The organism is Leeuwenhoekiella nanhaiensis (assembly GCF_002744755.1).
In the GTDB taxonomy this organism is placed as follows: Bacteria; Bacteroidota; Bacteroidia; order Flavobacteriales; family Flavobacteriaceae; genus Leeuwenhoekiella; species Leeuwenhoekiella nanhaiensis.
The window spans coordinates 424,635-438,533 of record NZ_KZ319287.1 but is presented as its reverse complement, the minus strand read 5'-3'; the positions used below and the strand labels follow the sequence as shown (position 1 = coordinate 438,533).

The 13,899-nt window shown below is 36.7% G+C and carries 9 protein-coding genes; 3 read left to right on the top strand and 6 right to left on the bottom strand.

All coding sequences use genetic code 11. The annotated features are described in order from the left end of the window. Positions 1 to 6 precede the first annotated feature (6 nt). Entirely contained in the window at positions 7 to 1,344 is a 1,338-nt protein-coding gene (locus CJ305_RS01945) for an AGE family epimerase/isomerase (protein WP_099644545.1), read from the top strand. Between the two features lie 110 nt (positions 1,345 to 1,454). Here the strand turns inward: CJ305_RS01945 and CJ305_RS01940 are convergent, their stop codons facing one another. From CJ305_RS01940 to CJ305_RS01915, 6 genes are all read right to left on the bottom strand, one after another. Continuing rightward, positions 1,455 to 2,660 (bottom strand): glycoside hydrolase family 27 protein, encoded by a 1,206-nt coding sequence (locus CJ305_RS01940; protein WP_099644544.1) that lies wholly within the window; start codon positions 2,658 to 2,660, stop codon positions 1,455 to 1,457. Positions 2,661 to 2,739: 79 nt separating this feature from the next. Further along, positions 2,740 to 3,651 carry an IPT/TIG domain-containing protein gene (locus CJ305_RS01935; RefSeq protein WP_189319360.1) on the bottom strand — a complete coding sequence of 304 codons (912 nt, stop codon included), beginning with the start codon at positions 3,649 to 3,651 and terminating at the stop codon, positions 2,740 to 2,742. A 156-nt stretch (positions 3,652 to 3,807) separates the two neighbouring features. Next, on the bottom strand, positions 3,808 to 5,358 hold the full coding sequence (locus CJ305_RS01930; RefSeq protein ID WP_099644542.1) for a RagB/SusD family nutrient uptake outer membrane protein: 1,551 nt from the start codon (positions 5,356 to 5,358) through the stop codon (positions 3,808 to 3,810). Positions 5,359 to 5,371: 13 nt separating this feature from the next. Then, positions 5,372 to 8,554 carry a SusC/RagA family TonB-linked outer membrane protein gene (locus CJ305_RS01925; RefSeq protein WP_099644541.1) on the bottom strand — a complete coding sequence of 1,061 codons (3,183 nt, stop codon included), beginning with the start codon at positions 8,552 to 8,554 and terminating at the stop codon, positions 5,372 to 5,374. 282 nt (positions 8,555 to 8,836) lie between these two features. Further along, entirely contained in the window at positions 8,837 to 9,820 is a 984-nt protein-coding gene (locus CJ305_RS01920; protein WP_099644540.1) for a glycoside hydrolase family 5 protein, read from the bottom strand. Beyond that, entirely contained in the window at positions 9,817 to 10,689 is an 873-nt protein-coding gene (locus CJ305_RS01915; RefSeq protein WP_099644539.1) for a helix-turn-helix domain-containing protein, read from the bottom strand. Before CJ305_RS01915 ends, CJ305_RS01920 begins: the two co-directional genes overlap by 4 nt. Before the next feature lie 205 nt (positions 10,690 to 10,894). Here CJ305_RS01915 and CJ305_RS01910 point away from each other — a divergent pair, with 205 nt between their 5' ends. Next, positions 10,895 to 12,034: a glycoside hydrolase family 26 protein gene (locus CJ305_RS01910; protein ID WP_099644538.1), complete on the top strand. Its 1,140-nt coding sequence runs from the start codon at positions 10,895 to 10,897 to the stop codon at positions 12,032 to 12,034. Continuing rightward, complete coding sequence (locus CJ305_RS01905; protein WP_099644537.1) at positions 12,035 to 13,873, top strand: sodium:solute symporter family protein; 1,839 nt, start codon at positions 12,035 to 12,037, stop codon at positions 13,871 to 13,873. Positions 13,874 to 13,899 lie beyond the last annotated feature (26 nt).

Here is a 13,899-nt window from a genome sequence, read left to right as displayed (position 1 = left end):
TTTCCAATGAAAACCCTAACTCTTTTTTGCCTGGTATTTTTTACCGTTTCAATCAGTTTTTGTCAAAACAGCAATGCGCTCGAGGCTATACGTTCTCAAATGAGAATTGATGTAACAGACAATATGATTGATAAGTGGTACCCCTTAGTTCTTGATTATGAACATGGGGGTTATTTTAGCGAAATCACTTATGACTTTAAATTAGGAGAAATGCATAATAAGATGATTGTCACTCAGGCGCGGCACATTTGGACGTGTTCTTTAACTGCTGAGTTTTTCTCAGATCGAGATGACTATTTAAACTATGCCGCACACGGCTTTAAATTTTTAAAAGAGGTAATGTGGGATCAAAAATTTGGTGGTTTTTACAATCTTGTGTCTAAGGAGGGAAAACCAATTGCCAAAAAAGGAGAAGAAAAAACGGCCTATGGAAACTCCTTTGCACTTTACGGGCTGGCGGCATATTATAGGGTTTCTAAAGATGAGCAGGCCCTCGAACTCGCAAAGAAAACATTTTTGTGGCTTGAAGAACATAGTCACGATCCCATTAATAAAGGATATTACCAATCTTTAAATAGGGACGGCTCTCCCATTCTTAGAGATTCAACATTTGATTCTACGTCAGAAATAGGTTATAAAGATCAAAACAGCTCTATACATTTGCTGGAAGCTTTTACCGAATTGTACAAAGTGTGGCCAGAAAAACTTGTAGCAGAGAGACTTGAAGAACTACTGTTACTCATTAGAAATACTATCGTGAATGATAGAAATTATATGAATCTGTTTTTTGAGCCAGACTGGACCCCAGTAACCTTTAATGAGGAGACAAAAGATATCATAAAAAAACACTATTATCTGGATCATGTTTCGTTTGGTCACGATGTAGAAATCGCATATTTAATGCTGGAAGCTTCTGAAATCCTGAAGCGTAAGGATACTGAAGAAACGTTACTAAAAGGGAAAATGATGGTAGACCATGCTATTGAAAATGGTTGGGACAAAGCATTTGGGGGCTTCTATGACGGCGGATATTATTTCGGTGCAGATCAATCACTCACCATCGTAAATTCAGACAAAAACTGGTGGTCACAAGCTGAAGGTTTAAACACTCTCCTGATCATGCAACACCATTTCCCAAATGACAGCCATAACTACGGCGTTTACTTCATTCATTTATGGGAGTACGTAAACACCTTTTTTATGGATGATCGCTATGGAGGCTGGTATGAATGGGGCCAGGACAGCAAACCGGAAACGAAAAACAATCTTAAAGGTCATGTTTGGAAAGCTAATTACCACAACTTTAGAGCGCTGATTAATTGCTTGAAACTTTTAGAAGAGTAGAATAAAAGTTTATAAGAAAAGGCTGTCTAAAAGTTTTTAAATCTTAAACTGAGATCGAATTGACTCTAGAATTTGCTTTTAAACAGCCGCTTTTTTTTAATGAGATATATTTATTTTTTAACTAAGCGAAGCGTAATCACATCGTGTGGTGCAACTCGTGCATTTAAAGCGTGTTTCGTTGTTTTTAAGTCTTTCTGTGCCCAAATATCCCTTACAGAAAATAACGTATTTTTAAAATCAACGCGATATTCAAAATCAGGGTCCTCTATTTGATGATCTTCCCAATTAAAATTTACCTGATGTTCTTGATCTGCCCGGTTTAAAAACGTTACAGCCCAGTCTCCATTTTTGAGAGGCTTGAACCACGTTTCAAGTCCTTCTTTACTACTGTATTTGAAGCCTTGAATCCCTAGAGAATCCTGATTGATAGCGATCATATCTTTATTAGTAAGGATAGCTACTGTTTCTGCGCTCATATCTGCTAAATCATTTCCTGCTATTAAAGGAGCCGAGAGCATACACCACATAGCAAAATGAGCGCGATCTTCAGCAACAGACATCCCATTTCCCACTTCCATCATATCAGGATCGTTCCAGTGCCCGGGACCGGCATATTTTCTAAGGCCATCCTGCATATCTAAAATTTTAAGCACGCCCCAAGATGACCAGTCTCCGTGATCTTCTTCACAATCCCAGCAAGCATAAATATCCCCAGTTGTTCTCCACATATGGCCAATATCCTGGGCCCATTCCCAAGGCTTGTTATCACCCCATTCGCAAATTGCAAACAAAATTGGGCGACCAGCGCTATAAAGAGCATTTCTCATTGTTGTGTAAGAAGCTTCGGCGTTTTGCTTTCCTGTATTACACCAATCGTACTTTAAATAATCGACACCCCAGGATGCATATTTAATGGCATCTTGATATTCGTGACCACGGCTTCCAGGCTCACCGCCACAGGTCTCAGTCCCTGCGTCTGAGTATATCCCAAACTTAAGGCCTTTGCTATGAATATAGTCTGCTAAAGCTTTCATACCGGAAGGAAATTTTTCCTTATCTGCATGAATAAAACCATCAGCATCCCGCTCACCGTGCCAGCAGTCATCTATTACAATATACTCATAACCAGCATCTTTCATGCCGCTAGATACCATTGCATCAGCAGCAGCTCTGATAACTTGTTCATTGATATTACAAGCAAATTTATTCCAACTATTCCAACCCATAGGTGGCGTTTCGGCAATATTATCAAACTTCTGAGCATAGCTTTCAAAATTCAACACTGTGATAAAAAAAATAAAAAAAAGGTTTTTCATAGTATAAAAATTAAAATAATATTCCCTGCTTAAATTGCTTAAACAGGGAATACTTTGAATATAATTAGTGGATAAAAGTCTAAATCAATCCCAGGTCATCTATATAAATTACTGATGGGGCAGCACCACTAAATTCCTGAATGACAATCTCGTTAAGTGTAGCTGGAGAGCCCAATTGTGACAATGGTATTGTAAAATCGTTCCATTCTCCCTGATTGATAGTTATTACTGCACCTGCGTCATAATTTCCGTTTAATACGAGTTTTACATCGTTGATTCCTTCTCCTCCATATATAGATACTTTAACGGCTTGCTTATCAGCAAGATCAATGGTGGCACCACCATTGCCAATTTGAAAACCTGAGTAACCTCCCTCATAGGTTCTCTTGATCGAGAAATCACCTCGTTTTACACGCTCAGTACTTTCAAAATCTTCTGAACCAGACCAACCCCCAATCCACCAGCTTTGAGCTAATGCATCGTCATAAACCACAAATTTAAATCCGAAGGATTGCGTACTCTGGGATATGCCCCCTGCTGTTTCTACAAACAAAAAGGCCTGTACGATTCCTTCAGGTACTGCAACCTGTATTTCCGTAGTGGTAGATGAAACTATTTCAGCCTCAACATCTCCAAATCGCACGGATTCAAGACCTTCAAAAATCTCACCTTGAATGGTAACAATATCCCCGGCACTTGCTGCCAATGGCGCAAATGAAGTAATTCTAGGAGCTGGTTGCTCAATCATAAAGAAAGTTGTCGCAACACCTTCTGATGTAACTACACGCAACTCATCGCTGGCGTCAAAGTAGGGTGCATCTTCAGGGATACTTGTAATAATAACATTATTTGTAACCAATGTTGGGTTAAAATAGGCTTCCGTGTCATTAAAATAAACCTCTTGAGTCGTGGCTAAGTTTTCTCCATAAATGGTATAGGAATTTTGACGAAGTCCTACTGTAGTGGTAGAGTCTCTTGCTGTAAGGGCCACACTTGTTATACTAGGTGGGCCGGTTGCTTCTAGACCACCTGTATCATCGGGCTGACAAGAGGTTAACCCCAGGCTTAACATTAGGGCTAGTATTAGAATACCGCCGCAACTGATTTGCTGTTTAAAAAATTTAATTTTCTTCATCATCACTGTTTTTTAATTAAACTCATAAGGAACTGGTTCTTCAAGCAGTCTTGGATTTAAAGCCACGTCTGTTGCAGGATAGGGCAACAGGAAATCGTCTGCTTCCGGAGTATACATCTCTGTAAATATTTCAGGTGGTTCTTCATTACTATAAGTTCCTCTTTCCTGGTTGCTTATAATATTAATGGCTGTTTGACGGTCGATTCGTCCTAAATCAAACCAATAATCCCCCTCTATAGCAAATTCAATTCTACGTTCTTGTAAAATATCATCAAGTGTAATTGAAGGCAGACTACCCAGACCTGCCCGTAAACGTACACTATTAAAAGATTCAAGCGCCTGAACATCACTTGTTGAAGCAGCACCTGCCAAAATTGCTTCGGCATTAATTAATAATACATCGGCATACCTCATTATGTAGGTATTGTTAGATGCAGCCTGCGTTGCAGAATTACCATTGTTATCAGCTGGTGTACCAACCACATATTTTTTAATACCTGCTTTTGTGTTCTGAGCATTTATATCATCTGGTACTGTGTAGCCCCCATCAGCTGCCCTGATGTTGGGATAAAAATCTCCGGCAAGCATTATAGTTGCCTTTCTACGTTCATCACCATCTTCATAAGCTTCCTGCAAATCAATTGTTGGCCCTATCACTCCATAACCATCCCCGGTACCAGTTATGGCGCTACTTATAGCAAAAGAAGCCTGCATTGCATTACCTACACCATAACCCTGAGATGTCCACTGCATAGCTGCAATAGATTCTTCATTATTGTTGAACTCTGTTAAAAATAGATTATTGTAATCATCAAGTAATTGAAATTCTTCGCTCGCAATTACTTCTTGGCTTAGTTGTCGTGCTAGATCGTATTCCTCTTGATAGAGGTGAACTTTTGCCTTTAATGCTTTAGCAGAACCGCTTGAGACGTGGGCATTTGCTAAATAATTACCACCGCGCACCTTTGGATAGCAATTATCAATTGCAAACTGAAGATCACGCTCTATAAACTCGTAAATGTCTTCTATTCGGTTTTTAGGGATCTGAGGATCGTAGACATAATCTAGATTATTTTCAATTATGGGCACTGATCCCCAAATCCTAACCAAATAAAAATAAGCAACCGCTCGCATAAAATGTGCTTCACCTATTGTATTGTTTACTGCTTCCTGAGAAACCGATGGACTTACTCTACTTTCAGTAAAATTTATTATTGCATTTGATTGAGCAATGACACCCCATAGAGAACCCCAACCATCGGCTAAAACAGTGTTATCGCCTGTTATTGAGAAGTTGAAAAAGTTTACTACGTCCCCAGAGAAAGTACGTGCGTTACCACCGCTCAACTCTGTAATTGACCAAAATGCCTTAGTATTGAAATTAAACCATACTGCTCCATAAAGGCTATTTGTATTAGCTACTAGTTCTTCTTCACTTGAATAAAAATTGTCTAAAGCAATACCGTCTTCTGGTGGTCTTTCTAAGAATTCATCGTCACAAGATACCAGCGAAAAAAACACCAAAAACAGTAAAAACAGTTTGTTATACTTTATATATTTCATCGTAATTTATTTTTTAAAATTCAACATTTAAACCTAGAGTAAATGTTCTGGGTATTGGGTATCTCCCTCGATCAACCCCCATTTGCAGTGCATCACCATTAAATGATCCTATCTCCGGGTCATATCCAGAATAATTTGTAAAAGTGTAAAGGTTTTGTATAGTACCATAAACCTTAAGATTTGATAGGTAAAATTTTTGACAAAAGGTTTGAGGGAGATTATAGCCCAGACTAACATTTTGTATTCTCAAGTATGACCCATCTTCAACATACCGATCTGAAATAAATAAATTTTGATTATCATCTCCCCTTCTTGGTCTTGGAAAAGCAGCATCAATATTATCTGGGGTATAGTAATCCTGCGCTATATTTAGTTGATTTGTATATAATCTAGAGAGACCAACCGTTTCCTTTCGTGTCAAATTCAATAGATCATTACCATAAGATCCTTGTAGGAATATACTAAGATCAAAATTTTTGTATTTAAAGTTATTGGTAAATCCAAATGTGAAGTCTGGGTGAGGGTTACCAATATAGGTTCTGTCTTTTTCATCAATAACACCATCCTCATTTACATCAACATATTGAATATCACCGAGGCTGTTATCACCTAGTTCATCAGAAAACGGGATCCCAAATTGAACAGGCGCTCCATCAATATCTTCCTGGGTTCTAAATATTCCGGCAACTTTATAACCCCAATATTTCCCTAAAGGCTCACCTTCAACTGTTCTGGTAATTGGAGATGATAAAAACCCAGTTGTAACAGAACGTAAAACTTCCAGACTTTCGTTATAAAGTTCCGTTACTTCATTTCTGTAATGAGATATATTGAAATTGGTTGACCATGAGAAATCTTTAGTCTGTAAAGTTGAATAACCCATAGAAACATCAATACCCTTATTATTCATTTCACCCAGATTGACAAAAGGAGCAGAAATTCCTCCTAAATAATTATCAGGCCCAGTTAGGAAGACTGGCAGAGGTAACTGGTATAAAAAGTCTTTTGAAACCTTATTATACACCTCGATTGTAGCATTGAATCGGTTATCCAAAAGTGTAAACTCTATCCCTAAATTGGTTTGTCTGGTTTCTTCCCATTTTAAATCGGGATTTGGAATATTATTAACTAAATATCCAAGTCCTATGCCCGTAGGAGTATTGTTTAAGCTAGAGCCATAAAGATAGTTTGCAATCCCCTGATTACCTACAACACCATACCCTGCTTTCAATCTAATATTATCAACCGTCTCGTTAAAGCTTTCCATCCATGGTTCATTTGACAATTTCCAAGATGTCGCAAATGATGGAAAATAACCCCATTGCTTACCTCCTTGAGGATCAAATTTAGAGGAGCCATCTGCCCTCAAGGTTGCTGTTAAACTGTATTTATTCTTGAATGAATAGTTTGCTCTTCCGAAGTATGAATTTAAAGCAGTGCTGCCTTGATAGGCATCGTAGCTTACTATTGAATTTGCATTATTAAGGGTCTGAATGTCATTATTGACAAAGCCCTGACCTTGAGCCTGAATACCTTCCCAGAAGGACTCCTGTGCTTCTTGACCTAACAAAACATTTAGGTTATGATCTCCAAAGTTTTTTGAATAATTAAAATAATTTTTAATAATCCAAAAATGACTTTTCTCCCTTTTTTCAAATAACGTTGCATTTTCATTGACAAATCTCCCCCATTCGTAAGTTGGAGTGAATTGAGTGTTTGTGCCAAATGTTAAATTACCTCCTATTTCATTCCTAAATGTTAGACCATCTATAAGGGTAAACTCAGAATAGAAATTACCCAGTAAATTATAGGTGAGTAAGAAATTACTTCTTTCCAGTGCTAAAGCTACGGGATTGATACTGCCTTCAATTGCCCCTGGTTCATCTGGCGGTCCAGCAAAAGAACCGTCTGGATTACGCACCGCCACATCTGGAGCCTGAAGTAACCCCAAACTGACAATACCATTACGATTACTATTTAATGTGATATCTTCACTTGTTCTACTTGCAGTAAGGTTAGCACCTACCTTCAGCCAATCTTTTAAATTGCCATCAATATTCGCCCGTACAGTCAATCTATCAAAGCCAGAGCCCAAGACGGTTCCTTCCTGATCTAAGTAACTACCAGAAATAAGGTAGTTTACTTTCTCATATCCTTGTGAATAAGAAATTTGATGACTCTTTAAAATAGCTTGTTGGAATACCTCATCCTGCCAATCAGTGCCATCTCCCAGATTCTCAATCGTTGTAAATTCAATTCGTGGTTCAGTCCCATACTCTACAGCCAATGCATTTTGTAGTCGGGCGTAAGTAGGAAGATCCATTACATCCAGCAATTTTTGGGGTTCTTGAAGAGCATAATAGGTATTGTATTTCAAAGAACCTGCTTTATTCCGACTTCCTGTCTTAGTTTTTATAATTACAACACCATTCGCACCTCGTGAACCGTAAATTGCAGTAGCTGAAGCATCCTTAAGTATATCAACAGACTCAATATCATTAGGGTTTAATCCGGCCAATGGACTTGTACCTGTCTGTCCGTTCCCCCCAAAGTCTGCTGCTGCTGTCCGCCCACTTGTACTGGTATTACGTGAATCACCAGATATAGGCACACCATCAATTACATATAATGGTTCGTTATTCCCAGTAATTGAAGTTATACCTCTTATCCTAACCGAAACCGCGCTTCCAGGCTTTCCTGAGTTTTGACTAATGGTAACCCCAGAGGCTCGGCCTTGCATCAATTGGTCTATACTTACCTGCGGAATATTTTCGATTTCGTCAGATTCAATACTAGATACTGATCCGTTAACATCTTGTCGCTGTTGCGTTCCGTAACCAATTAGGACAACTTCATCCAAACTTTCAGAATCTTCAGACAGCGCAACATCAACTCTTTGTCTCTGATCAACAGCAACTTCCTTAGTTTCAAATCCAATGAAACTAAATACAAGAATGCCATCCTGAGGTACATTGAGTTGAAAGTTTCCGTCAAAATCTGTAGCCGTACCGTTACTAGTATTTTTTTGTATAACATTTACACCCAGCAGTGGATTTCCGTTTTGATCTGTTACTGTTCCTTCTACTACATTTTGTTGAGCCAAGCTTAACTGAGTTAATAGACAGAATAGCGCAAAAGTGATCATCTTACTTATACGTTTCATACCGCCTTGACGTTTGATTATTTTTTTTTGCATTATTGAGAAAATTGTTGAATTGATACTAATATTATGAGTTTGATAAAATACCCGTTTATTTATTAGGGCTTCGACAAATATTTACCCATAATATTTCATTATCAAAATTATGAGGATGGTTAAGCTTTTGTTAATATTATTTTATCATTTAATAATGATATTTTTTCGAATATCTAAAAGGCGTAAGAATAAGTAATCCAGAATATTAAGATAAGGTAGGATATCACTGCATTTTTTGAGAATAGCAGTATTTAAAAATTTGATAAAATAAATTCTAAAACCTTAATGAGTAAGTCTATTATAAATAAAATAACCTGATTCGCTAAAATACCTTGGGTTATTTAAATCACTACTAGCAGATTGGGGTAATAGGGCAGAAGATGCCTCGGCTTTATTAGATATTGACCAATTACACCAGGAAATCTGATTATTGGTCATAAAATCTAACCAGATGTTTGATTCTTTATAAAATACCTGTCCATCCCCATCAGCGAGTGTAGTACCAAATTCTGTAACAAATATGGACATCCCAGTTTTTAAAGCTTCACTTACTTGATTTCTAAGCTTTGCACTATGAGTACCGGCATAAAAGTGAAGAGTGTATGCCAAATTAAAACCCTCTAAAGGATTTTTTGAAGCTTCTAAAACACCCTGAGACCAATTAGGAGTTCCACAAATTATAAGATTTTCACTATCATTTTTTCGTATTGTGGTAATTATTTGTTGATGATAAGGCAAGAGTACCTCTGTCCAGGATACATTAAGCGGTTCATTATAAATTTCATAAATTAGATTAGGTACTTGACCATATTTAGCGCTCAATTCCTTAAAGAATTCTTTTGACTGTTGAAGATGATCTTCAGCGTGATGGTCGTGCCAGTCTACAATCACGTAGATACCGTATTTGATCGCTGCTTCAATTACACTAAACACTTTTTTTTTCTCTTCTCTAGGGTTTTCCAGATAACCACCGTGTTCTATACCCATAGCGACACGCACGACATTTACTTTCCAAAAATCCCTTAAGTTTTTTACCGTATCTTCATTATAAAATTGAGGTTGCCACTGACTCCAAAACAACGACATGCCCCTGAGCACGATTATATTATCACGCGTATCCCTGAGACGTCCATCTTTAAAGCTTAATCTCCCGTATTTTTCAACAGGATTTAGTTCCTGCTGAGCATATAAATTACAAAGGCAACTAAAAAAAAAGATTAAAAAAACCGGTATAAAGAAATATCCAAAACGCATCTTAATAATCATAAAACTCTTTTTATCCCACTAAATTCTTGTCTGAACTGGCTGGGAGTGCAGTTTTTTGTTTTTTTAAAAACCCTATTAAAATTCGCTATATTATTAAAGCCACATTTAAATGCAATCTCAGCTATACTCAACTCCTTTTCAATCAACCATCTTGAAGCATAGCCTATACGTGTGTCATTAACATATTCTATGAATGTTTTACCGGTACGCTTTTTTATAAATCGATTAAACGAAACCGGACTCATATTTACCAAATCCGAAATTTCATTGAGGCTCATTTTATTTTGATAATTGTTTTGAACGTATTCGTAAATTTTTTTGATTTTATCGCTATTCTCAAAATTCTTATTTTCTGATATATACGTTGATAATAGTTGCTGGTTTCTTGAATTTGCTAAATCGTGTAGGATGGATATAAGCTCTAGAAAATAATCAATACTATCAATCTTTGAGAGTTTTAAAATCTTTGGTTTAATCTCTTCAGCTATTTTTTTTGAAAATAAGATACCATGCGCTGAGCGCTCAAACATATCTTTAATCGGTTTCATGATTCTCCTACTAAGAAGTCGGTCGTCAAATAAATCATTGTGAAACTGTATTGTGATTTCGTGAATATTTTGATTCTTACATTTATATATTTCCCAACCATGTTGCAAATTAGGCCCCACCAAAACGAGCTCAATAGTATCTATTTCACTCAAATGATCGCCAATAATACGCCGCACGCCCTCGCCGTTTAAGATAAAATTCAACTCAAATTCTGGGTGAAAATGAATTGGAAAATCAAAATCATCTTTTATTCTATCAAATACTAAAAAACTGTCTTCAGGAGCTAGTGGAGTTATTTCCCTGTGTATGTCTTTTTGCATTAAAAGTCTTTTTAGAAATTATTTTATTATGAAATGACAAAATTCTATTAATCCAATAATTAGATTGACGGTAATTTTGGAAATCATTAACATTTTGAAGAAATATTAACAATAATACAATCTAGGTAATTTTAAAGATAATTTATGGATGACAAAACAAAATCTATATTATTTTATCATTTACATTAAAATTTATTAAAAATAAATGAATATTTTATTCAAATTTATAATATTATTTTGCAGCTTTTTAATACTAACGTCGTGTTCAGGATTAAAAAATGCAAATTTTGATACCATAAAAACAGCAAATCCTAATGCTGATTTAACTTCAAAAATTCTGCTGCAACGCTTAAAAGAGATCCCATACAAAGGCATCGCTTTCGGCCATCAAGATGCAACTATGTACGGAATTAACTGGGATCAGAGCGACACTCCTAATACTTTACAAAGTGACATCGCAATGGTTAGCGGTAAAATGCCAGCGGTACATGGTTATGATTTAGGCCACATTGAACTTGGTCTAGAGTACAATTTAGACACGGTAGCATTTAATGTAATGCGAAAGCATATACAAAAACTACACAACGATGGTGCGATAATTACATTTAGTTGGCATTTAGACAATCCCAAATCATTAGGGAGCTCTTGGGATACCACGGCCACTGTAAAAGAAATTTTAAAAGGTGGGGAATATAGAAAACGTTACGAAGGCTGGGTAACTAACCTCTCAAACTTTTTTAAATCCTTAAAATCAAAAAAAGGCAATTTCATTCCTGTAATTTTTAGACCGTTCCATGAAATGAATGGAAGTTGGTTTTGGTGGGGCAAAGGAAATTGCAGTCCTGAGGATTACAAAAGCTTATGGCAAGAGACCTTTCAACTATTACAAGAAAACGAGGTAAATAATTTGCTCTTTGCCTATGCCCCGAATACATTGAGTTCGCCAGAAGAATTTGACACCTATTATCCGGGCGATCAATATGTAGATATCCTTGGGGTTGATATTTATAATTATGGTGATAAGGATACCTTTATAGCGACTATTCAAAATAACCTTTTGATACTTAAGGAAAAGGCCGCCCGTCAAAATAAACCCTTTGCACTTACTGAAACAGGAAATACGAGGCCTGGAAATGATAAAAACTGGTGGACAAAAACCTTGTATCCAGGTATAAAAAATAGTGGAATTTCTTGGGTCCTGCTTTGGAGAAATGCGCGACTAGATCATTATTTTTCGGTGTACCGAGATGATATTTCAGCGGAAGATTTTAAAGAGTTTGCTGGTTATAAAGAAACGCTATTTCTAAATAAGGTTAAGAATATTAATTCTAAAAAAACATATTAAATGCTACAAGGTTGGGATATAGCTATCATATTACTCTATCTGATCGGAACCATTCTGATAGGTCTGGCTTTAAGAAAAAAAGCTCAGAAAAGCAAAGATGACTATTTAATGGGAGGCAAGTCATTGCCCTGGTATATGTTAGGCCTTTCAAACGCATCTGGCATGTTTGACATATCTGGAACCATGTGGCTCGTGACCTTAACCTTCGTTTACGGTCTCAAAAGTATTTGGATACCCTGGTTATGGCCTGTTTTTAACCAAGTATTTTTAATGGTTTACTTATCTGTCTGGCTTAGAAGATCTAATGTTACTACTGGTGCAGAATGGATTTTATTTAGATTTGACAATGGTAAAGGAGGTAAAAGATCTCATACAATAATTGTCATTTTTGCAATACTCAGTTGTTTGGGTTTTTTGGCTTATGGCTTTATAGGACTGGGTAAATTTGTTGAAATATTTATTCCCTGGGAAATAGTGTCCCAATACATACCCTTCAATATCCCACCTAACTATATTCCTCATTTCTATGGTATTATTTTTACATTATTTGCAGTATTCTACTCTGTTTTAGGAGGGATGTCAGGTATTGTTTGGACAGACGTTTTACAATACACGATAATGACGGTGTCATCAATAGCCATTGCAATTATTGCCTGGCAGGCTATGGGCTCCAATCAGCTTAATGTGCCTAATGGCTGGATGAATCCATTTTTTGACTGGAAATTAAATATGGATTGGACAGGAATTATCGATGAGGTTAATGCCAAAATAAAATCTGACGGATACTCCCTTTTCACCATATTCTTCATGCTGATGCTTTTTAAAGGAATTCTCGCCAGCATCGCAGGGCCTGCTCCAAATTACGACATGCAGAAAATTTTATCTACTAAATCGCCATTCGAGGCTGCAAAAATGAGTGCTTTTTCACTTGCTGCATTAATTCCTACCCGATATCTAATGGTAGGTGGCTTCTCGGTTCTGGCAATTTTATTTTATGATGATTTAGATCTTTATACTGCCGGTATACTTGATTTTGAAAAAATACTGCCTGCGGCAATAGAGCAATTTGTACCTGTTGGTTTATTAGGTTTATTACTTGCCGGCTTACTTGCCGCATTCATGTCAACTTTTGCCGGAACCTTAAATGCAGCTCAGGCATATCTTGTTAACGACATTTATCTAAAGCACTACAATCCTCAAGCTAGTCATTCGAAAATTAAGAAAATGAACTATAGCAGTGGCCTCGCTGTTGTAATTGTAAGTATTATTCTCGGCTTTTTTATACAGGATGTCAATTCTATTTTGCAATGGATAGTTTCGGCACTCTATGGCAGCTACGTGGTGTCTAATGTCTTAAAGTGGCACTGGTGGAGGTTTAATGGTGAAGGCTACTTCTGGGGAATGCTATCAGGAATGATCCCTGCTATGATCTTTCCATTATTTACAGATACTTTAGATCTTTATTACTTCCCAATAATCCTTCTTATTTCGATTGCTGGTAGTATTCTTGGAACTTATTCTGCCCCTCCAACCGATCAAAGGGTACTTATGGATTTTTATAAAAAAACAAGACCCTGGGGATACTGGAAACCTGTGTACAAACAACTAAAAAAAGAAGATCCCGGGTTTTCAAGAAACAAAGGTTTTACAAGAGATATGTTTAATGTAGTGCTGGGCACGGTAGCTCAAACATTACTAGTTGTTATCCCTATCTACCTGATACTTCACGAAAATATGCATTTCCTCATTTCTTGTGCAATACTAGTTGTGTGCATTATAGTATTGAAAAGAACCTGGTGGGACACCATTAAAATTGAAAATAATATAAGTAGTAAATAAGTTATGTCCATTACAGAAAATAAAAA

What these genes read in the sequence shown, in the direction of transcription:
- CJ305_RS01945 (WP_099644545.1), top strand. Translation starts at nt 7, where the DNA reads ATGAAAACCCTAACTCTTTTTTGCCTGGTATTTTTTACCGTTTCAATC.
- CJ305_RS01940 (WP_099644544.1), bottom strand. Translation starts at nt 2,660, where the DNA reads ATGAAAAACCTTTTTTTTATTTTTTTTATCACAGTGTTGAATTTTGAA.
- CJ305_RS01930 (WP_099644542.1), bottom strand. Translation starts at nt 5,358, where the DNA reads ATGAAATATATAAAGTATAACAAACTGTTTTTACTGTTTTTGGTGTTT.
- CJ305_RS01925 (WP_099644541.1), bottom strand. Translation starts at nt 8,554, where the DNA reads ATGCAAAAAAAAATAATCAAACGTCAAGGCGGTATGAAACGTATAAGT.
- CJ305_RS01920 (WP_099644540.1), bottom strand. Translation starts at nt 9,820, where the DNA reads ATGATTATTAAGATGCGTTTTGGATATTTCTTTATACCGGTTTTTTTA.
- CJ305_RS01915 (WP_099644539.1), bottom strand. Translation starts at nt 10,689, where the DNA reads ATGCAAAAAGACATACACAGGGAAATAACTCCACTAGCTCCTGAAGAC.
- CJ305_RS01910 (WP_099644538.1), top strand. Translation starts at nt 10,895, where the DNA reads ATGAATATTTTATTCAAATTTATAATATTATTTTGCAGCTTTTTAATA.
- CJ305_RS01905 (WP_099644537.1), top strand. Translation starts at nt 12,035, where the DNA reads ATGCTACAAGGTTGGGATATAGCTATCATATTACTCTATCTGATCGGA.